The organism is Aeromonas sp. SER, from assembly GCF_038739615.1.
GTDB lineage: Bacteria > Pseudomonadota > Gammaproteobacteria > Enterobacterales > Aeromonadaceae > Aeromonas > Aeromonas jandaei.
The window spans coordinates 80,938-104,068 of record NZ_JBCGFC010000015.1 but is presented as its reverse complement, the minus strand read 5'-3'; the positions used below and the strand labels follow the sequence as shown (position 1 = coordinate 104,068).

Here is a 23,131-nt window from a genome sequence, read left to right as displayed (position 1 = left end):
AATTCGGTTGGATGGTTCAGAGCTCGATGTCAGCAAGTGACCGGGGCGCAGATAAGCGTCACCCCTTGGGCTTGAATCTGTTCTCTGGCCTCGCTGGCCAGCCCCTCGTCGGTCACCAGGGTGTGGATGCTTGACCAGGGCAGTTCGAGATTGGGGATCTTGCGGCCGATCTTCTCCGACTCGACCATGACGATGACCTCCCGCGACACCTCGGCCATCACCCGCGACAAGCCCACCAGCTCGTTGAAGGTGGTGGTACCGCGATCCGGGTCTATGCCGTCAGCCCCGATAAAGAGCTGGTCGAAGTCGTAGGAGCGCAGCACCTGCTCCGCCACCTGACCCTGAAAGGACTCGGAGTGGGGATCCCAGGTACCGCCGGTCATCAGCAGGGTGGGCTCGTTCTCCAGCTCGCGCAGGGCGCCCGCCACGTTGAGGGAGTTGGTCATCACGATGAGGCCGCGCTTGTTGCCAAGCAGCGGGATCATGGCGCTGGTGGTGCTGCCGCTGTCGATGATGACGCGGTTGTGATCACGCAGCCGTTCGGCTGCCGCACGGGCAATCGCCAACTTTCGATTCGAAACTTGTTCGGGGTTCGACTCCACCACCATCTCGGAGGGGAGGGGGACGGCGCCACCGTAGCGACGCAGCAGCAGACCACCGGTCTCCAGCACTGCCAGATCTTTACGGATGGTCACTTCAGAGGTAGAAAAGTGTTTGGCGAGGGCATCGACGCTCACTTCCCCCTGCTCTTGTACCAGGGTGACTATGGTGTGGCGGCGCTGTTGGGTATTACGTTTGGTCATTTTTAAGTTTCGATTCGAAAGAACATCGAAATGTTAGCGCCTTTTTTGGAAAAATAAAACAGCAAATAGGATCCGCTTTGCTTCAATGCCAGAATGAGGAGCCGATTTGCGACGAGGATGCCATGCAAAAGAGAGTTATCTGGCTGGTAGAAGATGAGGCCAGCATCGCCGACACCCTGATTTATGCCCTGCAGACCGATGGCTTCGAGGTGGAGTGGTTCACTCTGGGCCAGCAGCTGCTGAGCCGGTTGACCCAGAGCCGGCCCGACTTTCTGATCCTCGATGTGGGGCTGCCCGACATCAGCGGCTTCGAGCTCTGCAAGCAGGTCAGAACGCTGACCGACACACCCCTGATGTTCCTCACCGCCCGCAGCGAAGAGATTGATCGGCTGATCGGGCTGGAGATCGGCGCCGACGACTATGTGGCCAAACCCTTCTCGCCACGGGAGGTGTGTGCCCGGGTGCGGGTCATCCTGCGCCGCAGCCAGCCCTCGGCCCAGCCAGCCCCATTACTGGCACTGGATGAGGAGCGAGCCCGTATTCACTTTCGCGGTCAACCGCTGGCCCTCACCCGTTACGAATATCTGCTGCTCAAGACCCTGATGCAAGCGCCGGGCCGGGTCTACTCCCGCCAGCAGCTGATGGATCTGGTGTGGCAGGATGCCGAAGAGAGTCTGGATCGCACCGTCGATACCCATATCAAGACCATCCGCGCCAAGCTGCGCGAGCATGATCCCGAAGCCAGCCTGATCCTCACCCATCGCGGGCTGGGCTATAGCCTGGAGCTGGCATGAGACTCGGGTTGCAACTGCTGTGCGGCCTGCTGCTGATCTTCGCACTGGCCGCCTGGTTCGTGCTGGAGATCTTCGTCGAGGAGATCAAACCCGGAGTGCGCAGCGCCACCGAGGATACCCTGGTCGACATGACCCAGCTGCTGGCACCGCTGGCACTCGATGATCTGCAAGAGGGCAATATGATGAACGGGCGGCTGGCCAGCGCCTTCGCCCGTCTCAACCAGAATCCCATCAATGCGATGATCGACGGCCACCTCAAACAGCAGGCGGAGTACCGCATCTATGTGACGGATCGGCGGGGGATGGTGATTTACGACTCCGACGGCACGGATCTGGGCAAGGATTATTCCCGCTGGAACGATGTCTACCGCACTCTGCGCGGCCAGTATGGCGCCCGCAGCACCCGCACCGATCCCGACGATGCCGCCAGCTCGACCATGTATGTGGCGGCACCGCTGCGGGAGGGGACAGAGATCATCGGCTCCCTCACCGTCGCCAAACCCAATCGGACCCTGATGCCCGCCATCGAGCGGGGTGAACGGGAACTGCTGCAGGCCGCCGGCCAGATGCTGTTCATCTCGCTATTGATCGGTAGTCTGCTGGTTTGGTGGCTCAACCGCTCCATCGGCAAACTGGTGCACTACGCCGAATCGGTCAGCAAGGGGGAAGCAGCGCCGCTGCCGCAACTGCACACCGTCGAGCTGGATCGGCTCGGCCACGCCCTTGAAACCATGCGCCACCAGCTCGATGGCAAGAGCTATATCGAGGGCTATGTCCACAGCCTGACCCACGAGCTGAAAAGCCCGTTGGCGGCCATTCGCGGGGCAGGAGAGATCCTGGCCGAAACGCCGCCCCCCGAGGTGGCCAGGCGCTTTATCGGCAACATCAATCAGGAGAGCGCCCGCATGCAGCAGCTGATCGAGCGGATGCTGCAACTGGCACGGCTGGAGTCGGGGCAGGGGCTGGATCGGCAAGCGGTAGAGCCAGCCGGGCTCGGCAAGCGGGCGCTCGATGCCCGCCAGATTATCGCCCAGCGCCGGCAGGTAGCGCTGGTGGCCAAGCTGGCCGGTGCCCCCAAGCAGAAGTGGGACCCGCTGCTGGTGGAGCAGGCCATCGGCAACCTGCTGGACAACGCCATCGACTTTTCACCGGCAGGCGCCAGCGTCACTCTCAGCGGCACCCAGCAGGAGGATGGCTACTGTTTTCGGGTCACCGACAGCGGCCCCGGCATTCCCGACTACGCCCTGCCACGGATCTTCGAGCGCTTCTACTCCCTGCCGCGCCCCGACAAGGGCAAGAGCAGTGGTCTCGGGCTCAGTTTCGCCCATGAGGTGGCCCACCAGCATGGCGGGCGTCTGACCCTCGCCAATCGGCCGGAAGGTGGCGCATTGGCGGAACTCTGGCTGCCATTCGCCTAGTCACCTCCCCACAACTTCACATTTACCACACAGAGTGGCGCTATCCTGCCGCTCTTTCACTTATCAACCCAAGGAATCGCCCCATGTCTCGCCTGCTTCTTTCCGGCCTGCTGGCTACCGGTCTGCTCTGCGCCGTGCCGGCCTCCGCCGCCAGCGGCTGTTTTCTCTATGCCGATGGCAACGGTCAGACTCTCTCCAGCGAAGGGGACTGCTCCAGCCAGCTGCCGCCCGCATCCACCTTCAAGATCCCGCTCGCGCTGATGGGTTACGACAGCGGCTATCTGGTGGATGAAGAGCATCCGGCGCTGCCTTACAAACCGAGCTATGACGGCTGGCTGCCCGCCTGGCGCGAAACCACTACCCCGCGCCGCTGGGAAACCTACTCGGTGGTCTGGTTCTCCCAGCAGATCACCGAGTGGCTGGGGATGGAGCGCTTCCAGCAATACGTCGACCACTTCGACTACGGCAACCGGGATCTCTCCGGCAATCCGGGCAAGCATGACGGCCTGACTCAGGCCTGGCTCAGCTCCAGCCTCGCCATCAGTCCGGAGGAGCAGGCTCGCTTCCTCGGCAAGATGGTGAGCGGCAAGCTGCCGGTCTCGGCGCAGACCCTGCAGTACACCGCCAATATCCTCAAGGTGAGCGAGATCGACGGCTGGCAGATCCACGGCAAGACCGGCATGGGCTACCCGAAGAAGCTGGATGGCAGCCTCAACCGCGATCAGCAGATCGGCTGGTTCGTCGGCTGGGCCAGCAAACCTGGCAAGCAGCTCATTTTCGTTCATACCGTGGTGCAGAAACCGGGCAAGCAGTTCGCCTCGATCAAGGCGAAAGAAGAGGTGCTGGCTGCCCTGCCCGCGCAACTCAAGAAGCTCTGATCCCCACATAACCTGACGACAGGGCTGGAGGCCAAAGCTTCGCAGCCCGCTCCGGTCATCAGGGTCAGCCCGCCGACACTGCGCTGACCGCCATCCGCACAAGAGACAAAAATGAAATTATTCCTGTGGCTGCTCTGGCTTCCGTCAAGCATGGCGCTGGCCGCCTGCGACCTCTCCGATCGCCTGAGTCGGCAAGGGGGAGTCATCCATGATCGGCTCAACCAGCTCGAATGGCAGGCGTGCAGCCTCGGCAGCGAGTGGCAGGAGGGGAAAGGGTGCGTGGGCACACCGGCCCTGCTGACGCTGCTTGAAGCCAAGGATGAAGCGGCCCGCCTTGGCGAGGGGTGGCGTCTCCCCACCATCGAGGAGCTCTTCACCCTGCTCGACGAAAATTGCCGGGCGCCGATGACAGACCCCAACTTCTTTCCGGACATCCATGACAACGGGGAAAATGCTGCTCCCTACTGGACATCCAGCACCATCGAGGAGATGCCGGAACTGGTCTACTACATCGACTTTATAAACGGAGTGATCGATGGCCATACCGATCGCTTCGCGCAAGCCGCCCGGCTGGTGCGCTCCCGCCCCTGAACAATCCGACGGCGCCTGATGGCGCCATTTTGCAACAAGTTCACCGCCACTTCACACAAGCCCATCACCACTTCACGCCGGACTGACAGACTCGCTCCTCAGAACAAGGAGACGTGTCATGGTCAAACAGATATTCACCCACAAGATCTTTCTGCTGCTGTTGCTCAGCCTGCTGCTGATGGTACCGGTGCAATCCATCATGGAGCTGAACCGGGAGCGGCAGATTTACCGCAATCAGGCGATCCAGAGCATCATGGCCAGCAGCAGTGGCCCGCAACGGCTGATGGGGCCGGTTATCGTGCAGCCCTATACCCGTTTGATGACGGTCGAGCAGGATGGCAAACGCTTCGTCCGTCAGGAGCAGACCTATCGCTACCTGCTGCCGGAACAGCTCGACGTGCAGGCCACCATGGAGGTGACCCCGCGCAAGCTCGGCATCTATCAGGCGCAGGTCTATCAGACCCGGCTCTCCCTCTCTGGCCGTTTGCCGACAGCAGCTCAACTACAAGAGAGCACGCCGCTCGCCGGGGATGACGAGCTGGTGGCAGGCAAACCCTACCTGAGTCTGGTGCTCTCCGATGCCCGCGGCATCAACAGCGTGCCCGAGTTGCAGCTCGGTAAGCAGCGCACCCCCTTTGCTCCGGGAGCCCGCCTCGGCAGCACCCAGGCCGGGATCCATGCTCCTCTCGACAGCCTGCCGCAACAGGATGGCACCTTCCATCTGGAGCTCAATCTGCAGGGGATGAACGAGCTGGAAGTGGTGCCGCTCGGCCGGGAGAGCAAGTTGCAGCTGGCAGGCAACTGGCCCCACCCCAACTTTATCGGTGACTTCCTGCCGGCCAGTCGCAGCCTCAATCAGGAGGGGTTCAGCGCCAACTGGCAGACCAGCTGGTTCGCCACCGACATGGAGAACCGCTTCAACCGGGCGATGAACGGTGGGGAGGGTGTGTTGCCGACCTTCAGCGTCAGTCTGGTGCAACCGGTGGATCACTATCAGCTCAACGAACGGGCGGCCAAGTATGCCCTGCTCTTCATCGGTCTCACCTTTATCAGCTTCTTCATGTTCGAGCTGCTCAAGGGGCTGCGGGTTCACCCGATCCAGTACGCGCTGGTGGGCATGGGGCTGGCCATCTTCTATCTGGTGCTGCTGGCCCTGACCGAACACCTCGGCTTTGGCTGGGCCTATCTGGTGGCCGCGCTGGCCAGCGTGCTGCTCAACGGCTTCTACCTCAGTCATGTGCTGGGCGGCCCGAAGCAGGGGATAGGCTTTGCTGCGCTGCTCGGGCTGGTCTATGCCATCCTCTACAGCCTGCTGCAGGCCGAAGAGATTGCCTTGCTGCTCGGTGCACTACTGCTGTTCGCCACTCTGGCGCTGATCATGCTGCTGACCCGCAAACTCGACTGGTATCAGGTGATGGGGCAACAGAGTGTCGAGTCCCGCCCAGCCGGACATGACAATAACGACTGAGGGCACAACCTCCGTCAATCTCTGACCTAGACAACAAAGGCTTCAGTCGGTTCTTCTCGAAAACAGCGGAACCGGCTGGGCCTTTGCCCGCCAATTTCCTAGCATGCAACCATGTTCCACTGGCGGACGATCACATGAAAATGCATCCGGGCAGGATCCTGCTCTATTCCGGCTTGCTATGGGCTCAGGGAGCTCTGGCCGGTACCCTCACCATTCATCCCGAACCGGTCGACGACCTCTTGCACAATCCCGGCGTTGGTATCGAAGAGTTTCACAACAGCTGGGGTCATCCCCTCTCTCTGGCTGAACATCCGGTCAGCACGGTCGACTACTTCCGCTTCTACTGGAGCGAGCTGGAGCCACGGGAGGGCGAATACAACTTTGCCCTGATCGACAGGGCCATCGATCAGGCACAGCACGCCACCCCGAAACAGTCGATTGCCCTCAGGGTCATGACCCTTGATGAGCCCTTCTCGGGCAGCAAGATCCCGGAGTGGCTCATCAACAAGGGGGTTCGGGGAGAGTGGGTGAACAACCACCAGACCTTTGTGCCCGACTACAGCGACCCGCAGTTCCTCGCCCGGGCCACCCGGCTGTTCCAGGCGCTGGGAGACCATTACGATGGCAATCCGGCGCTGAGTCATGTCGACATCGGCATGATAGGTTCATGGGGAGAGTGGCACATGAGCAACTTCCCCGGCCCGACGCTGGAGCAGCGCTACAGCAGCGAGCAGCTCAAACCCTATGTTGACCTGCAGATGGCCGCTTTTCCGCGAACCCCCAAGCTGATGCTGATCAACAACCTGCCCATGTTCGAGTATGCCGTGGGCAAGGGAGCCGGCTGGCGGGCAGACTGCCTCGGCGACTGGCACCACTTCTCCCAAAGCTGGAGCCACATGCGCAATGCCTACCCGGAACGACTGGCGAGCGCCCGCGCCGATGTGGCGAACTTCGATTCCAGCTGGCAGCGGGCGCCGGTCAGTTTCGAGGTGTGCGGCAAGCTGAGCGAGTGGCCAGGCCAGCAGCAGTACACCATGGAGGAGGTCAAGGCCACCTTTGACTGGGCGCTGGCCCAACACGCCTCCACCATCAATCTCAAGTCGGATCCGGTTCCACCCCAATATCGACCTATCGTCGACAATGCCCTGCGCAAGATGGGCTATCGCATCGTGCTGGACCAGCTGACCCTCAAGGGAACCATGAAGCCGGGGGCTACCCTTACCCTCAACGGTGACTGGCACAACGACGGGGTAGCGCCGGCCTATCGTAACTGGCCACTCACCTACCGGCTGGTCAACGAGGAAGGGCAGGTCGGCGCCATGCTGGTGACCCGCAACGACATGACCCGCTGGATCCCGGGCAACAAGGCTACCACTCGTGACAGCCTGACCCTGCCGAGCCGGATGGCACGCGGTCACTACTATCTCGAGCTGGCCTTCATCGGTCAGGACAAGCAGCCCGCTTTGCAGCTCGGCATTGCCGGTCTGGCAGAGAGTGGCTGGTATCGTCTGGCCGAGATCGACATCCAGTAACGCAAGAGGGCTCCCGCAGGAGCCCTCTTTCATCACATCAGCACGCTCTTTTTGAACAGGTCCCACACCCCGAACGAGAAGTGCTTGAAAATGTCGATGCCAAGGGCCGACTTCACCAGATAGAGCAGCAGCACCATGCCGCAGATCCCCAGCAGCAACAGCAGGGTGGTCAGCAGCACCTTGAGGTGAAAGCGAAAGCCGCTCTCCCGCCCGCGGTGACGGCGATCCCGTCCCATCAGCACCACCAGATAGCAACGCCAGCGACCGATGCCGAAGGCGCTGTTGACGTTGATGGCGTGTGACTTGCCATCACTCATCAGCCGCAGCGCCTGCTCGATACCGTCGCGCTGGGTTTCGCTCAGGCTCTCGGCCACCTCGGGGGAGAGAGCACGGTAGAAGCGGTCGATCGCCCCCTGAGTTTTCTGCGGTAATTGGCTCATTGGTTTTCTCCTGCGGGCAGGCCCAAAGCCTTGCGGTAGACCTCCATGGTCTGGCCGGCGATCCGCTGCCAGTCATACCGCTGCAGATAGTCGCTGTAATCGACCTTGCCGCGAGTCAGCTGGGCGTTGAGTCGCTCTGCCAGCGCACTCACATCGCCGACCGGGAAATAGCACTCCTGTTGCAGCGCCACCGCCAGATTGGCGGGAATGTCGCTCACCACCACCGGCAGGGAGAAGGAGAGCGCCTCCAGCAGGGCAATCGGCAACCCCTCGTGATAAGAGGGCATGGCAAACAGGGCCGCCTGTGAAAAGACGCTGATCAGCGCCTCGCCATTGAGGAAACCGGTGCGGATCACCCCCGGTGTTTCATCCGCTATCCGCTGCAAGCGCTCGCTGTAGGGGGTAGGGTGATCCGTATCCCCCACCAGTACCAGCAGCAGCTCGGTATCGAGCTGGCGATAGGCGGCGATGAGATCGTGCAGCCCCTTCTCCTCGACGAAGCGGCCCACCGCCACCAGATAGCTGCCAGCGGTCAGTCCAAAACGGGCCAGCGTAAGCTCCCTCTTGTCCGCTGCCGGCAACTCGACCCGTTTAACCCCGTTGTAGATGAGGTGGGCATCCTGGCGATCGTACTGGCGGCGGATCGCCTCGTTGATCACTTCGGAGATGACGATCACCTCGCTGGCATAACGTACCGCCCAGCGCTCGCCAAGGCGTAATACCCACTTGGCCAGCGCCCCCCACTTCTGGCGATCATAGTCTGGGCCGTGATGGGTAAAAACCACCCGCTTGCCAAGCAACCTCAGCAGCGGTACCACCAGACCCGGGCCGATGGCATGGACATGCACCAGATCGCAGGCATGGCTGCGGCAGTAAAAAGCCGCGAGCAGAGAGTGGAGGATTGCCTCCAGCGACTTCTTTTTGGGGGCGGGCAACGCCTTGAGAGCCACCCCTTCAAACTCGCCGCTTCGGTAATTCACATAGGGGGCGCGAGCCAGCACGGTCGCGGCCACTTTGAACTGGCGGTGCAGCTCCGGATAGAGGGACTGACAATGGGTTTCGACACCGCCCAGAACATGGGGGATCCCCCGGGTACCGAGCACGGTCACACTAATCTGCTTCATGATCTTCTCGAATGATTCTGGCGGGATTGCCCGCAACAACGGCGCGAGCCGGGACGGAACGAGTAACGACGGCGCCGGCACCGACACAGGCATGGTCACCAATGGCGATGGCCCCGATGACGATGGCGCCGGTGCCGAACTCGACCCTGTCCCCCACGGTGGGTGAAAGGAGCTGGCCGCTTTGGCGATCAGGCTTGTTGCCCAGGGTACAGTTGTGGCGCAGGGTGCAGTCACGCCCCATCTGCACGCCGTCACCGATGACGATATTCTGCGGGTGATAGAGGCGCAGACCCCAACCCAGCCGGGCTCTTGGCGAGATATCGAGGCCGCACAACAGCTTGAATCCCTTGAGCAGCAGCAAGCCGGGCAACGCCAGAAAGCGGCCTCCCTGATAACGGGTCTGTGCCAGCCGGTAACTGAACAGGAACAGGCGCGCCGTCTTGCTCGGATTGAGTGCCAGTTCGGCTTTCAACTCATGCCAGAAACTCATCTCCGTTTCTCCTCCAGCAACGACTGGTAGAGCGCCAGCAGAGCTTGCTGGTGGCTGGCGAGGGAGTAGTTGTCGATCAGTCGCTGACGGGCCGAACGCCCCATGGCCGCCGTCTGCTCCGGCTCGGCCACCAGCCTGTCCATGCAGCGGGCCAGCTCCTCGGCATTGCCCGCCTCGAACAGCAAGCCATCGAGACCGTCGCGGATCTGCTCCGGAATCCCGCCAATTCGAGCCCCGATCACCGGTTTGCCATAGGCCATCGCCTCCAGTACCGACATGGAGCAGTTCTCGTACCACTCGGACGGCACCACCACGGCCTTGGCGTGGCGCAGCAGATCGAGCAACGCTTCCCCCTGCTTGAACCCCAGCAGTTCGGCATTGGGATAATGCTGCCCGAGGTGCGCCAGCAGCGGGCCACCGCCCACAATTTTGAGGCCCGCCGGCCGCGTCATGCGCTGATGGGCACGGGCAAGCGTCTCGACCCCTTTCTCGGCCATCAGGCGGCCGAGGAACAGAAAGTACCCCCGATCCTCTCCGCTTTCGCGGCTCGACTCGACATCTATGCCATTGAGGATCACCTCGATGCGGGAAGCGGGTAGCCGGGTGCGAAGCATCCCGGCCATGAAGGCGCTCGGCGCCACCAATGCATCGACCTGCTCATAGTTGCGGCGCCACTGTTGCCAGGCCGCCTCGGCAGAGAGCAGCAGGCTCTTGCCCCACGACCCCTCCTGCCACTGATGGCGAAACAGCTTGAGCCAGGAACCCTTGATCCGGGTCAGATCGAACGGCTCGCCATCGACCAGCATGCTGTAGTTGGGACAGGCCACCTTGTAGTCATGCGCCGTCAGCACCGTCTTGCAGCCCAGGGATTTGGCCACCCGGATGATCGCCGGGGTGAGCTGGTGGTAGATGTTGTGAAAGTGAACGATATCGGGCCGCTCGGCACGGATAAGCTCCGCCAGCCGATCACAGGCCTCCTGATTGTGAATGAAGCGAGCGGCAATCTTCAGCCGATCGAAGAGCCCGTGCCGCTGGTGATAATCGACGTTGGCCGGAAAGTAGCCACTCTGGGGCGAGGGGAGGTTATCCGGATGCTGCATGGCAAAGTCGATCACCTGATGACCCGCCTGACGCACCATCTCCCGCTCCTGAAAGAGGACTGTCTCGGCACCGCCCTTCATGAAAAAGAACTTGTTGGCAAAGAGCACCTTCACGGCAATGACTCCTGGATCAGACGATGGGCGGGCGCCTCGCGCGGGGAGCGCTGGGGCAACAGCAGGCCGCGCACCAACCCGGCTGCATAGATGGAGAGGTTCATGACACTGCGCAGGGCATCTTGCAGGGAGCGGTTCTTCAACCACTTGAGAGCAATGAAGCCACCCAGCGGTGCCAGCGCCAGCAGCGGCAACCAGAACGGCAGCCCGGCTACGAAAAGCAGCACGCAGAACAGGAGTGCCAGCAGGTAGAGTCCGAACAGCAGCTCGGAGCGGATCACCGACAGCACCTCGCGAAAATAGGGCTGCCCCCACGCCGAGCGCACCAGCTCGCCGCTGGCAAACAGATACCCCATGCGCCAGCGGTAACGGATCAGGGCAAGGGAGTCCATGGTGTGGGAGGTGTGAAAGAAGAAGGGGACATCGAGCCGTTCCAGCCGATAACCAGCCTGACGCAGCCGGATACCCAGCTCCGCCTCTTCGTAACCGTGCAGGTTGCGATTGGTGAGATAGCCGATCTGCTCGATGGCGCAGCGTCGAAACAGACCGCCACCACACAGCCAGCGCGACTCGCCCAGCGGATAGATCTGGTTGATGCGCTGCTTGCGCGACTTGAACTCGTAGCTGTGGGCATCATCCATCTCGGCCCGCCCGGCCACGCCACCGCACTCGGGATGGGAGTGCATATGCGCAATGGCGGCCGGCACAAACTCCGGCTCCAGCTTCATGTCGCCATCGAGCAGCAGCAGGAATTCCCCTTCACTGAAGAGGTAGCCAAGCTGTGGCCCCACACCACAACAGCGATCGGCCGGGTTGGTCAGGCTGACGACAGTCACTCCCAGCTGGCAGGCGATCGCCTGGGTGCGGTCGGTCGAGAGACTGTCCGCCACGATAATCTGGTGGGTGTAGTCGGCCAGAGCGCTTCTGATGCTGGCAATGGTGTCGGCAATCCCTGCCTCCTCGTTGTAGGTCTTGATGATGACAGAGATAAGGGGGGATGGAGTCATGACACCTCACAGGAACGGGTGGCCTGCCGAACCGAAGAACGGATCACCAGAGCGGCACCCAGCACGAAATAGAAGAGAAACTGCTGCACCGGGATCAGCATCAGCAGCTGGCTGTAAGGCAAGCTCAGCAGGCAGGCGATCCCGAACGCGATGAAAGCGGGTTGATAGCTGAGCAGACGCACATCTGCCGCGCTCAGCAGCTGGCGATCCAGCAACGGACGGGGACGGCAGCACCAGAGCAGCAGAACGATCAGCACGATGAAGATCAGGGTGCCCATCAGTCCCACCTCCCACAGCAACACGCTGAGGGAGGTGGAGTCGAGCAGCACGTTGAACAGGGGGTTGAGAAAACCGGGCAGGGTGCTGCCATGGTTGGTGGTGTTGAGGCCATAACCAAACAGCAGATTGCTGAGACCGTGGTGATCACCGTTGCTGGCCCAGAAAAAGAGCGTCGTCACCCGCCCTAGCTCGCCGGTTTCCGGGTTGATGTGGTTGGGATCGAAGATATAGCCGAGGGAGTCGATAAACAGCTCAATGGCCCCCTGCTGCCCGGCCCCCTCGAACGCGGATGAGTAGGAGGCAGCCAGCACCATAACGGCCACCGCCACCAGCGCCGTCATCGCCAGCGCAATCAGCAACAGACGCTTGAGGTCATAGCTCTTCATCCCCCTGACATAGCTTGGCGAGAGCCAGACCCAGGCCAGCAGCAAGGGGGACAACAGGATGACGAACTTCACCTCGGCCAGCACGCAGATGGCAAAGGCGGCAAGAATGTGAAAAGCGACCGAACGACGCGAAATGAGGCCGTGGCGAAACTCGGAGAGCTTGATCAGCATCACCAGCAGGCAGAAGAAGCCGAGTGCACCGGTATTGCCGCCACCCATGGGATCCCCCCCGAAGGTACCGACCACCGAGTCCCACTTCTCAAACTCGCCGCGCATTGCCACCCGCTTCGGCACCACCACCAGCACCTGAAACAGCACCACCGGGATCTGCAGGTAGAAGACCCACTCCACCAGCTTCATGATGCGGTAAATCTGTGACTCGCGGCAAAAGCCGAGCAACAGGCAGGGAAGCAGCAGAGAGAGCGCCAGCTCGTTCTTGAAACCGATGATAGTCACCATGCCCCCCTGCTGAAGCAGGGTGCCCAGCAGCGCCAGCACCAGCAAACCACAGTAGAGCAGCAGCAGCACCTTCTCCTGATAGTCGAGCCGCAACGGGCTGTAACGCGTCTGCAGCGGCAGCAACATCAAGGTGGCAATGGCCAGCAGGAAGGGCAGCCAGAGGAAGGCTGTAATACCGGTAACGTACTGGGCCAGGCCGCAGATCACCAGCGACAGCAGCAGATTGGCCTGCATGATGAGGGCACTGTTCACGAGGCCAGCTCCATCCGCCCCTGCAACTCGGCAGCCCGGCGGTTGACCCGCAAAAAGACGAAGCCGTAGCGCACCGCAGTCAGCAGAGAGAAGGCCAGCACGCAGAGCTCGTACTCCTGCTGCAACCTGGGCAACAGCACGAAGGCAATCACCACGACCAGCAACTGCTCAAGCTGGATCCGCAAAAAGTAGCCGGGCGAGCCGAACACCAGCTCGATTACGGTAAGCGGGCAGATGGCTACCGCAGTAAAGACATAGGGCAACATGTAGCGGGAGGTATCGATGGAGGCGATCCACTCCGCATTGAAGAACCACTTCATCACCAGCGGATAGCAGATGAGGATCCCGAGGGTGGCCGCACTGCCCATCGCCAGCAGCAGCCGCTTCACCTTGCGAAACTCCTCCCCGTTGAAACGGCGCAGGCGAAAATCCTCCGACCATCGCGAGAAGATGGAGTGGCGGATGGCGTTGCCGACAATCACCACGGGCGCCAGACAGAAGCGGTTGACCACGGCAAAGTAGCCCGCCACCAGAGGGGAAAACCAGAAGTTGATCAGCACGGTCGGCAGATTGGCCGTCACCATCGCCAGCACCTCGGCACTGCCGACACCAGCCAGATGCGCTTTATGGCGGGAGAAGAAGTGCAGCAGGTGGCGCGGGGCAGCCTCCCTCAGCATGGCACTGTGCCAGGTAAAGGCAGACCACAACCAGCCCCCGATCACCAGCAGCAACAGACAGGCCCATAACTGATAGAAGTGCGCCATGTCTGGGGCAAGCAGCAGGCAGAGCAGCACCACGGCAGAGGCCGAGATACGCTGCAGACCGAGCCGCTGGTAGTGGCCGGCCCGCAGGGCCAGATTCTCGGCGATGAGGATCAGCCCGTGGGTCACGGTCAGCAGGTAGAGCGGCCAGAGCGGCAGCGAGAAAAAGCAGACCACCACCAGCACATAGGGGATGGGGAGCAGCCAGACCTGCAACAGGGAAAAGATCAGGTTGCCGGGCAGCTCGGCCTCCTCCAGCTTGGGCAACAGCAGTTGCGAGGCAAAGGTGGCAAGCTGGGCACCGATCAGCACCAGACTGTAGCTGAGGGCATAGAGCCCGACCGCAGCCATGTCGAACTTGTGCGACAGTGACCAGACCGAGAACGCCCCGATCAGCTGGGATAGCACGGAAGCACCCCCTATGGTGGTGATGCTGCGTAGCAGTTTCATAGCGCGCCCCGGGTGGGTGCACCACAGAATCTCAGGTTCTCCGCCCCTTCCAGATCGCGCTCGGCGACCTGGGTCAGCACTGTCCCCAACACCGCCACTCTGGCATCCCGCAGCTGTGCAAGCACGCTCAGCACCCGACTGGCCGGCAGCTGGCCGGACTGGATCACATGAATGGCACCATCCAGCGGCTGTCCCAGCAGCAGGGCATCCTTGCCGACCTCCAGCGCAGGGGTGTCCACTATGATGCGGTCAAACTGCCCGGCCAGAGTTGCCAGCAGTTCGCTCCAGCGTGGCGAGCCAAGCAGTGCCAGCGGGGAGGAGACCGGCTGGCCAGCCGGCAGCAGGGTCAATCCCTCTTTTGCCACCAGACAGGCAGCCAAATCGGCTTCGCCTGCGAGCAGCTCGGCCAACCCCGGTCTGGCTGCCTGCCCCAGCAACTGGCGACCAAGGGAGCCCCGGCGCAGATCCCCATCCACCAGCAGCACTCGCTCATGGCGGGCAAAGCTGGCGGCACAGAGAGCCGCCAGCGTCGACTTGCCCTCACCAGCACGGGTCGAGGTGATCATGATGCGCTGCAGCTGACCCTGCTCCAGCCGCATGATGGCGTAGAGGTCATCGGCACTGGCACCTACTCTGGGATTGACCGCCCCCACCCGCAGCAGAGCACTCTGATCCTGCAGGGCCGCCAGCCGCGGGATTTCACCAAGCACCCGACCACCGAGCTGGGAGACCAGCTGGCTCAGACGATCCAGGGTATTGCGCAGCGCTCCGGCAGTGATGACTACCAGCACGGCAACCATGCCCGCCATGATCACCACCATCAGCAGAAACAGCATCTTGTTTGGTTTGGCAGGCAACAAGGGCACCGATGCCGCGTCGTAGAGGATGGCATTCGACTCGTGCAGCTGAGCGTTCAGGCGAGTCTCTTCCTGACGGCGGAACAGCTCGTTATAGAGCTGACGGGTCTTGTCGATATTGTTCTTCAGGTTGTTGTACTCATCCTTCTTGACTGCCAGCGAGGAGAACTCCCGCTTCTTCTCGTCAAGCTGGGCGAGGTACTCCTGCTCCTTGCGCTGGCTGCTCTGGTAGCGATCCTCGATACCGTCGGCAATCTCCCGCATCAGCTGGTTTGACTGGGTATTGAGCGCCTTGATGCGCGCCTCTGCCTGCAGGATGCGGTCATGCTTGGGGCCATAACGCTTGGCCAGCTCGGAGAGCTCCTGCTGGGCCTTGATGAGGGCGATGCGCAGATCCTGCATCTGGGGGTGGTTGGAGACCTCGGGCAGGGAGGCCAGCGCCGCCGGATTGCGGCCGTACTCCTGAATGGACTGGAATTCGGCCTGCGCCGCCAGCCGCCGCTCGCGGGCATCCGCGTACTTGTTGGTGATGATGCCGAGCTCTTCGGTTTGCAGACCATCTACGCCGCGAAACGTCAGCAGATCATTGCGAGCAAGAAAATCGCCGAGCTGCTTCTCCTGCTTCTCCAGACTGGCCTTTATCTCCACCAGCCGGCTCTGGTTCCAGTGCGATGCCGTGGTGTTGGCATCGACCCGCTCCTCCACATTGAGATCGATGTAGGTCTGGGCCACCTCATTGGCGACGCTGGCGGCCAGCTCGGGAGAACGGGATTCGAACCCGATGCTGACCAGCTGGGTATCGCGCACCGGCGAGACGGTCAGGTGTCTGGCCAGATACTCCAGCGCATGCTGGTGGCGTGAGGAGGCATCCTCTTGATGTCCGGCACTCCAGAGCCCCTTGATGCGGCTCAGCCAGCTGTCCGGATTGGGCTGCCCGTTGAATTCCGGCAGCTCGGCCAAGCCCAGATGAGTAACCACCTTCTCGGCCACCCGGCGTGACTTGAGCAGCTCGAACTGGGTGTTGTAGTACTCGCGGCGGCTGGTATCGACCCGATAGACGGGCTCGATAGGAGAAGCGCTGTTGGCATCTGCCTTCAGCAGCAGGGTCGCACTGGATTGATAGTAGGGCGGCATGCTGAGGATAAAGGGTGCTGCCGCCAGGGTCACCACGGCGGCAAACAATACCACCTTCCACCAGTTTGCCTTGAGCACCCGCCAGGGGCCGCTGAAATCGAGGCGACTCTCTAGCGCACGGCCATTTTCAACCAACAATGAAGTCATGAAGAGCGTCCTGGATCAGAAGAAACTTTGTTCGATGGTGATGATGTCGCCGGGATTTAGCTGCCGTTGCAGGCTCACCTCTTCCAGCAACTGATCGCTGCCATTGAGGCGCAGGCTGATATCCCGTCTGGCGGCGCGATCGGTGAAACCACCCGCCAGCGCGACGGCCTTCTCCACCGTCAGGCCGGGCTGGTATTCGTAGCCACCCGGGTGAGCCACCTCGCCAGCAACAAACACCTGGCGGAAAGTGGTCACGTTGACCGTCACCATGGGGTCGAGCAGTACGCCGTGCTTGAGCCCTCTGGTCAGCAGCTCGGCCACCTCAGTGGTGGTATGGCCCATCAGCAGCACCTGACCCAGATAGGGGTAATTGACGTGGCCACTGGTATCGACCTTGAACTTCATCGACAGATCCGGCTCGCCATACACCCGGATTTCGACCTCGTCCCCCGGCGCCAACCGGTAGGCGGAATCGTTGCCTTGCGGGCTCTGGCCAGCCCAGACCGACAGGCTGAACAACCAGCCAAGCAGAAGCACCATCACGCTTTTGTTCATGTTAAATGGCTACCTTGAGTGAAAGAGAAAGCTGTTGTTTGTCGTAACCGAGGGCACGGCCATAGCAATTGCCGCCGATGTCGATGGGCTGCCCGGCAAAGCTGGAGCCGGAGTCGGCCTGCTGGTAGTGGAGCCCCAGATTGACGGAGGGACGAATGTCGTAGCTGATGCCCATGCCCCAGCGATGGATATCGTCCTGACGGTGGCGGTTGTCGTTACCACAGACCACCGACTGGTGATAATCATCCCGGATATCGTGATAAGAGAGCGTGGTCGCAACTCCGGGTGACCAGTGGTGCTGCCACTCGGCGCCATATAGCTGGCTGCTGACATAGCCGCCGTCACCACCCGGATCACGAATGGTCCGGCTGGAGAGCAGCGCGAGCTTGCTGTAATCGAGCGGTTGCCACTCCAGACGTAGATCCCAGTTCAGCCCTTTGAAACTCTCTGCCTGCGGATCGTTGACGAAACGCTTGTAGATCCCGCCGATATTGGCATCGATCCGGGTCTTGCCAGTCAGCTGGCTCATCACCCCGGTGATGAGAAAAAACTCGTCGGAATCCTTGCGCGGATTGGCCGGATAGCGTCGCAGATTGGTCTGCAGGGTGTAACGAAAACGGCTGACATGGCTCACCTGATCGAACAGCTCGACAATAGCGGTGTTCTCCTGCCACTCCTGCTCGGCCATATAGCGTTCAAAGTCATGCAGGTAGAGGTGCTTGTCGAGATAGCCCAGCTCCTTGTGGGAGAGCGCCAGCTCCAGCTTGCCTCTGGCATCGGGAGCGCCGTAACTGTAGCGGCCACCCACTTCGCTGCGTTTGAAGCGCAGCGGCTCATTTATCTGAAATCTGCCGAATGTGGCATCACCACAGAGCGCACGACCTTTCTTATCAGCGTCGCTGGGACAAGGAGAGGCATCTCCCTGCAACATAAAGCCTTCGGTCAGCCCCTCGCCACGCGCCTCATGGCCCAGCCGATACTGGTACATCAGTTTGAAGGCGTTGCGCAGGGAGAAGCGCCAGCTGCCGTCAAACTGGAATTGGTGATCGGCATAGTCATCCGCATGGCTGCTGCCATAGCGACGATAATCACCCAGATAGCTGAACTGATAACGATCCAGGCCGCGTTCACCCACCATGCGAAATTCCGGGGAGATCCCGACGAAATCGGAGTCAATCGCCTGACCACTGTCACGCAGCCACAGCAGGTTGCTGTCGTGGCCGTAACGGCTCTCCACCTCGGTCTGGATCTCCAGACCAAGCGGCCCCTGATGGGATACGGGGGTGACCTCGGCGCGGACTGAAAGAGAGGGGGAGAGCAGCAGTCCGACGCAAACGAGGCTAGTAAGCGGATGCACCGACAAACCCCTTGAATACAGTCAGGAAAATGACTTTGAAATCCAGTCCGAGCGACCAGTACTGGATGTACTTGAGATCGAACTTGACCCGCATCTCCATCTTGTCGAGGGTGTCGGTTTCACCACGAAATCCATTTATCTGGGCCAGCCCGGTAATCCCCGGTTTCACCTTGTGACGCAGCATGTAACGCTCCACCAGTGAGCGGTACTGCTCGTTGTGCGCCACGGCATGGGGACGCGGCCCAACGATCGACATGGAACCCTGAATCACATTGAAAAACTGCGGCAGCTCATCCAGCGAGGTACGACGCAAAAACGCACCGAATGGCGTCACTCTGGGATCGCCTCTGGTTGCCTGAGTCACCACGGCATCATTCTCCATGACGCGCATGGAACGGAATTTCCAGACCTGGATCCGTTTCCCCCCCAGACCGTAGCGATCCTGCTTGAAGAGCACAGGTCCGGGTGAAGAGAGACGCACCCCGAGAGCTACCAGCGCCATGACCGGAGAGATGAGCAGCAGGATGAGTGAACCCAGCACCAGATCTTCAATCCGTTTGAGCAGGGCGGCGCCACCTTCAAACGGGGAATCGAAAAAGCTGAAGGTATAGATATCGCCCACCCGATCGATGTGGGATACGGTCAGACCGTACTCGTAGAAATCGGGTACCAGATAGGTATCGACCGTGGTATCGGAGAGTTCGTAGAGGTAGTGATTGATGCGCTCCCGGGCAGTCAGGGGCAGCGCCAGATAGACTTCGTCGACCAGCCCTTTGCGGGCCAGCTCGAGCAGTTCGTCGACATCACCCAACAGAGGACTGCGAGTCGGGTAACCGAAGCGCTCTTCGCTGCGGGCATCGAAAAATCCGAGCATCTGGATATCGTGACGAGGACTCTCCCAGAGGGATTTCTCCAGCGCCAGTCCAGCCGGAGTCACGCCAATGATGGCCACACGACGACAACAGGAAGCACCGCTGAACCAGAGGGTCACCAGTCGGTAAAGCACCCGATAGCCGGTGGAAATAAGACAGGCCATGGCAAGCCAGAGCACTGCCAGCTCAAGCGGGAAAGGGTGGTAGGGTTTAAAGATGGGAACCAGATAGACCAGCAGGTAGAGCAGGGTAGCTGTTACCAACCAGGAGAAGATGAGGCGCAGCAGAGACTGCGCCAGATTTTTACGAACTCGGCTGCAATAGAGCCCGGTATTCTGGGAAACCAGAAAGAAGACCACCATGCCCAGCGTGGCCAGTGACATCTCGTCCAACCCATGAAACAAACCAAAGTGCCGCGAAAGCAGCACCATTGAGACTGAAATTCCCACCAGATCGACAAAGCGGGAAAACAGACTGTGGCTCGCGTCTGCGAGCTTGATGATTCGTTTGTTCATGGGTCGCCTTCATACTGATATCACTTATCAGTTTTCTTGACCGGACGAGCCCAGTTCTTGATGTGACGCTGGGGTACCCGGGTTATCACGAGTTCATTTTCACCCACGTCCTTGGTAATAGTAGAGCCGGCACCCAGGGTGGCCCCCTTGCCGATGCGAACAGGCGCTACCAGTTGGGTATCAGAACCGACGAACACATCGTCCTCGATGATGGTCTGGAATTTGTTGACCCCGTCGTAGTTGCAGGTGATGGTACCGGCACCGATATTCACCCCGGCTCCGATCTCGGCATCACCCAGATAGGTCAGATGACCGCACTTGGAACCAACCCCAAGACGGGCCTTCTTCATCTCGACGAAGTTGCCAACGTGCGCATCCTGCTCCAGAACCGCCCCCGGGCGCAAGCGGCTAAACGGACCCACTGAGCACTGATCTGCCACCTGTGCACCCTCGATAACCGAGTAGGGTTTCACCTCGGTGTGATCGCCAATGACGCAATCTTTCAGTACGCAACCGGCTCCGATACGAACGTGATTGCCAAGAGTCACCTTGCCCTCAATGATGACGTTTGCATCAATAACGACCTCTTCACCAATTTCCAAAACCCCACGCAAATCAAAGCGTGCGGGGTCGATCATGGTTGCACCTGCAATCATCAGTTTCTCGGCCTGCATCTGCTGATAGCTGCGCTCAAGTTGAGCCAATTGAACCCGATTATTAGCCCCTTCCACTTCAGCGGCGCGCTCCGGATGAACGGCTGCAATCGGGCAATTATCGCCGTGAGCCATCGCGATCACATCGGTCAGATAGAACTCGCCCTGAGCGTTTTTGTTGTCGAGACGAGACAACCATTGACGCAACTGGCCCCCATTGGCCACCAGCACGCCGGTGTTTACCTCACGGATCGCCAGCTGTTCAGCGTTGGCATCCTTCTGCTCGACGATGCCGACTACCTGACCACTTTCACGGACGATGCGGCCATAGCCGGTGGGGTTGTCCAGCACCACGGTCAGCAGTGCCATCCCGTTTTCCGCTTTGGCGGCGAGCAAGCGCTGCAGGGTCTCGGGCTGGATCAGCGGGGTATCGCCGTAGAGCACCAGCACGTCGTCCTCATCCTTCCAGAACGGGATGGCCTGGGCGACGGCGTGACCGGTTCCCAGCTGCTGGGCTTGCAGCACCCAGTTGACATCAGCCGCCACGATCCGCTCTTTCAGCAGCTCGGCACCGTGGCCATAAACCAGATGCAACTGCTCGGCGCCGACCTGACGGGCGGTATCGATCACATGGGAGACCATGGGTTTGTTAGCAACCGGGTGCAGTACCTTGGGCAGGGAAGAGCGCATGCGGGTGCCTTTACCCGCAGCCAGGATCACGACGTTGAGGGACATAAATTGACCTTTGGAACATGAGGAAATACTCGGCGGAGTCTATCCAACGGGCAAAAAAAAAGCGACCCGAAGGTCGCTTTTTACATCACCGTTATTAGCGGTAGTTCTTTTTGACGATATCGATGACTCGCAGTTGAGCCATCGCCTTGGCCAGCTCGGTAGCGGCCTGGGCGTAGTCCATATCGCCATGGGAGCTGTGGATCCGCTCTTCGGCTGCGCGCTTGGCTTCCTGGGCTTTCGCCTCATCCAAGTCGTCGGCACGAATCGCGGTGTCCGCCAGCACGGTCACGGCTTCGGGTTGTACTTCCAGCATACCGCCGGAGATGTACAGCACCTCTTCAGTTCCATTCTGCTTCACCAAGCGGACCAGGCCCGGCTTGATGGCAGTCAGCAACGGAGCATGACCGTGGCGGAGACCCAACTCACCTTCGGAGCCTGATACCTGAGCGGATTGCACGCGACCGGAAAACAGTTTTCCTTCGGCGCTCACCACGTCCAGGTGAAAGGAGATCATCTCAGCCATGGGCCCTCCAGTAGAGGCTTACAGTTTCTTGGATTTCTCGACGACTTCGTCGATACCGCCAACCATGTAGAACGCCTGCTCGGGCAGATCGTCATACTCGCCTTTCAGGATGCCCTGGAAACCACGGATGGTCTCTTTCAGCGGCACGTATTTACCCGGAGAACCGGTAAACACTTCTGCTACGAAGAACGGCTGGGACAGGAAACGCTCGATCTTACGGGCACGGGCTACGGTCAGTTTGTCTTCTTCTGACAGTTCATCCATACCCAGGATGGCGATGATGTCCTTCAGCTCTTTGTAGCGCTGCAGTACGGTCTGAACGCCACGGGCGGTTTCGTAGTGCTCTTTGCCAACTACCAGCGGATCCAGCTGACGAGAGGTAGAGTCCAGCGGGTCAACGGCCGGGTAGATACCCAGTGCCGCGATCTGACGGGACAGTACGACGGTCGCATCCAAGTGGGCGAAGGTGGTCGCCGGAGACGGGTCAGTCAAGTCATCCGCAGGAACGTAAACGGCCTGTACGGAGGTGATGGAACCGGTCTTGGTGGAGGTGATACGTTCTTGCAGAACACCCATCTCCTCGGCCAGAGTCGGCTGGTAACCTACTGCGGAAGGCATACGGCCCAGCAGTGCGGATACTTCAGTACCGGCCAGGGTGTAACGGTAGATGTTGTCCACGAAGAACAGCACGTCACGACCTTCGTCACGGAACTTCTCGGCCATGGTCAGGCCGGTCAGCGCTACGCGCAGACGGTTTCCGGGCGGCTCGTTCATCTGACCGTAAACCAGAGATACTTTGTCCAGTACGTTGGACTCCATCATCTCGTGGTAGAAGTCGTTACCCTCACGGGTACGCTCACCTACACCGGCGAACACAGAGTAACCGCTGTGCTCGATCGCGATGTTACGGATCAGCTCCATCATGTTTACGGTTTTGCCTACACCGGCACCACCGAACAGACCCACTTTACCACCCTTGGCGAACGGACATACCAGGTCGATAACCTTGATGCCGGTCTCCAGCAGCTCGGTGCTGTTGGACTGATCTTCGTAGCTGGGGGCTTCACGGTGGATTGACCAGCTCTCTTCTTCACCGATCGGGCCTTTCTCGTCGATTGGCTCGCCCAGTACGTTCATGATCCGACCCAGGGTCGCAGTACCGACCGGAACCTGGATGGATTTACCGCTATTCATTACTTCCAACCCACGACGCAGACCGTCGGAGGAACCCATGGTGATGCAACGAACGACGCCGCCACCGATCTGTTGCTGAACTTCCAGCACCAGACCCTGGCCTTGACCTTCGCTAACGACCTTCAGTGCATCGTACACCTGGGGCACGGCATTCTGCGGGAACTCGATGTCCACTACAGCGCCGATGATTTGGACGATGAAACCGTTACTCATGTCAAATCCTCTAAACCTTTGATAACCCTT

Annotated in this window: 21 protein-coding genes; 6 read left to right on the top strand and 15 right to left on the bottom strand. The window is 60.5% G+C overall.

Translation table 11 applies throughout. From position 1 onward, the window contains the following. Nucleotides 1-29: 29 nt before the first annotated feature. Nucleotides 30-803, bottom strand: a complete 774-nt coding sequence (locus AAHA41_RS19190; protein ID WP_041210464.1) for a DeoR/GlpR family DNA-binding transcription regulator — start codon at nucleotides 801-803, stop codon at nucleotides 30-32. A 122-nt stretch (nucleotides 804-925) separates the two neighbouring features. On the opposite strand from AAHA41_RS19190, the gene blrA reads away from it, so the two are divergent. The 6 genes from blrA (at nucleotide 926) to AAHA41_RS19160 (ending at nucleotide 7,484) form a co-directional block, all read left to right on the top strand. After that, nucleotides 926-1,597 carry a beta-lactam response regulator transcription factor BlrA gene (blrA, locus tag AAHA41_RS19185; RefSeq protein ID WP_323069225.1) on the top strand — a complete coding sequence of 224 codons (672 nt, stop codon included), beginning with the start codon at nucleotides 926-928 and terminating at the stop codon, nucleotides 1,595-1,597. Continuing rightward, nucleotides 1,594-3,015, top strand: a complete 1,422-nt coding sequence (gene blrB / locus AAHA41_RS19180; RefSeq protein WP_323069227.1) for a beta-lactam sensor histidine kinase BlrB — start codon at nucleotides 1,594-1,596, stop codon at nucleotides 3,013-3,015. The genes blrA and blrB overlap by 4 nt, the downstream gene beginning before the upstream one ends. Before the next feature lie 83 nt (nucleotides 3,016-3,098). Next, on the top strand, nucleotides 3,099-3,893 hold the full coding sequence (blaOXA, locus tag AAHA41_RS19175; RefSeq protein WP_323069228.1) for an OXA-12 family class D beta-lactamase: 795 nt from the start codon (nucleotides 3,099-3,101) through the stop codon (nucleotides 3,891-3,893). A 111-nt stretch (nucleotides 3,894-4,004) separates the two neighbouring features. Continuing rightward, nucleotides 4,005-4,484, top strand: a complete 480-nt coding sequence (locus AAHA41_RS19170) for a DUF1566 domain-containing protein (protein WP_323069229.1) — start codon at nucleotides 4,005-4,007, stop codon at nucleotides 4,482-4,484. 118 nt (nucleotides 4,485-4,602) lie between these two features. Further along, nucleotides 4,603-5,952: a cell envelope integrity protein CreD gene (creD, locus tag AAHA41_RS19165; RefSeq protein ID WP_323069230.1), complete on the top strand. Its 1,350-nt coding sequence runs from the start codon at nucleotides 4,603-4,605 to the stop codon at nucleotides 5,950-5,952. Between the two features lie 134 nt (nucleotides 5,953-6,086). After that, nucleotides 6,087-7,484 (top strand): DUF4832 domain-containing protein, encoded by a 1,398-nt coding sequence (locus AAHA41_RS19160; RefSeq protein WP_323069232.1) that lies wholly within the window; start codon nucleotides 6,087-6,089, stop codon nucleotides 7,482-7,484. A 32-nt stretch (nucleotides 7,485-7,516) separates the two neighbouring features. On the opposite strand, the gene AAHA41_RS19155 is transcribed toward AAHA41_RS19160, so the two are convergent. From AAHA41_RS19155 to atpD, 14 genes are all read right to left on the bottom strand, one after another. Next, nucleotides 7,517-7,924, bottom strand: a complete 408-nt coding sequence (locus tag AAHA41_RS19155) for a hypothetical protein (protein ID WP_124242573.1) — start codon at nucleotides 7,922-7,924, stop codon at nucleotides 7,517-7,519. Beyond that, nucleotides 7,921-9,048 (bottom strand): glycosyltransferase family 4 protein, encoded by a 1,128-nt coding sequence (locus tag AAHA41_RS19150; protein WP_323069233.1) that lies wholly within the window; start codon nucleotides 9,046-9,048, stop codon nucleotides 7,921-7,923. The genes AAHA41_RS19155 and AAHA41_RS19150 overlap by 4 nt, the downstream gene beginning before the upstream one ends. After that, nucleotides 9,035-9,538: a serine acetyltransferase gene (locus AAHA41_RS19145; RefSeq protein WP_323069234.1), complete on the bottom strand. Its 504-nt coding sequence runs from the start codon at nucleotides 9,536-9,538 to the stop codon at nucleotides 9,035-9,037. The genes AAHA41_RS19150 and AAHA41_RS19145 overlap by 14 nt, the downstream gene beginning before the upstream one ends. Next, entirely contained in the window at nucleotides 9,535-10,752 is a 1,218-nt protein-coding gene (locus tag AAHA41_RS19140; RefSeq protein WP_323069236.1) for a glycosyltransferase family 4 protein, read from the bottom strand. The genes AAHA41_RS19145 and AAHA41_RS19140 overlap by 4 nt, the downstream gene beginning before the upstream one ends. Beyond that, nucleotides 10,749-11,759 (bottom strand): glycosyltransferase family A protein, encoded by a 1,011-nt coding sequence (locus AAHA41_RS19135; protein ID WP_323069237.1) that lies wholly within the window; start codon nucleotides 11,757-11,759, stop codon nucleotides 10,749-10,751. Before AAHA41_RS19135 ends, AAHA41_RS19140 begins: the two co-directional genes overlap by 4 nt. Further along, entirely contained in the window at nucleotides 11,756-13,135 is a 1,380-nt protein-coding gene (locus AAHA41_RS19130) for a capsular biosynthesis protein (RefSeq protein WP_323069238.1), read from the bottom strand. The genes AAHA41_RS19135 and AAHA41_RS19130 overlap by 4 nt, the downstream gene beginning before the upstream one ends. Next, a complete protein-coding gene (locus AAHA41_RS19125; RefSeq protein WP_323069240.1) occupies nucleotides 13,132-14,346 on the bottom strand; it encodes a hypothetical protein in 1,215 nt (404 codons plus the stop codon). The genes AAHA41_RS19130 and AAHA41_RS19125 overlap by 4 nt, the downstream gene beginning before the upstream one ends. Continuing rightward, a complete protein-coding gene (locus tag AAHA41_RS19120; RefSeq protein WP_323069241.1) occupies nucleotides 14,343-16,484 on the bottom strand; it encodes a polysaccharide biosynthesis tyrosine autokinase in 2,142 nt (713 codons plus the stop codon). The genes AAHA41_RS19125 and AAHA41_RS19120 overlap by 4 nt, the downstream gene beginning before the upstream one ends. A 15-nt stretch (nucleotides 16,485-16,499) precedes the next feature. Further along, nucleotides 16,500-17,039 (bottom strand): polysaccharide biosynthesis/export family protein, encoded by a 540-nt coding sequence (locus AAHA41_RS19115; protein ID WP_201963337.1) that lies wholly within the window; start codon nucleotides 17,037-17,039, stop codon nucleotides 16,500-16,502. A gap of 1 nt (nucleotide 17,040) precedes the next feature. Beyond that, the gene (locus AAHA41_RS19110) at nucleotides 17,041-18,396 is read right to left on the bottom strand and encodes an outer membrane beta-barrel protein (protein ID WP_323069242.1); all 1,356 of its coding nucleotides are present in this window, start codon (nucleotides 18,394-18,396) and stop codon (nucleotides 17,041-17,043) included. Continuing rightward, nucleotides 18,380-19,783 carry an undecaprenyl-phosphate glucose phosphotransferase gene (locus AAHA41_RS19105; RefSeq protein WP_323069243.1) on the bottom strand — a complete coding sequence of 468 codons (1,404 nt, stop codon included), beginning with the start codon at nucleotides 19,781-19,783 and terminating at the stop codon, nucleotides 18,380-18,382. Before AAHA41_RS19105 ends, AAHA41_RS19110 begins: the two co-directional genes overlap by 17 nt. Nucleotides 19,784-19,803: 20 nt before the next feature. Continuing rightward, nucleotides 19,804-21,171 carry a bifunctional UDP-N-acetylglucosamine diphosphorylase/glucosamine-1-phosphate N-acetyltransferase GlmU gene (gene glmU / locus AAHA41_RS19100; protein ID WP_201968457.1) on the bottom strand — a complete coding sequence of 456 codons (1,368 nt, stop codon included), beginning with the start codon at nucleotides 21,169-21,171 and terminating at the stop codon, nucleotides 19,804-19,806. A 94-nt stretch (nucleotides 21,172-21,265) separates the two neighbouring features. After that, nucleotides 21,266-21,694 carry a F0F1 ATP synthase subunit epsilon gene (locus AAHA41_RS19095; protein ID WP_033115239.1) on the bottom strand — a complete coding sequence of 143 codons (429 nt, stop codon included), beginning with the start codon at nucleotides 21,692-21,694 and terminating at the stop codon, nucleotides 21,266-21,268. Nucleotides 21,695-21,712: 18 nt separating this feature from the next. Next, nucleotides 21,713-23,101, bottom strand: coding sequence for a F0F1 ATP synthase subunit beta (atpD, locus tag AAHA41_RS19090; protein WP_026455856.1), 1,389 nt, complete (start codon nucleotides 23,099-23,101; stop codon nucleotides 21,713-21,715). Between the last annotated feature and the right edge of the window lie 30 nt (nucleotides 23,102-23,131).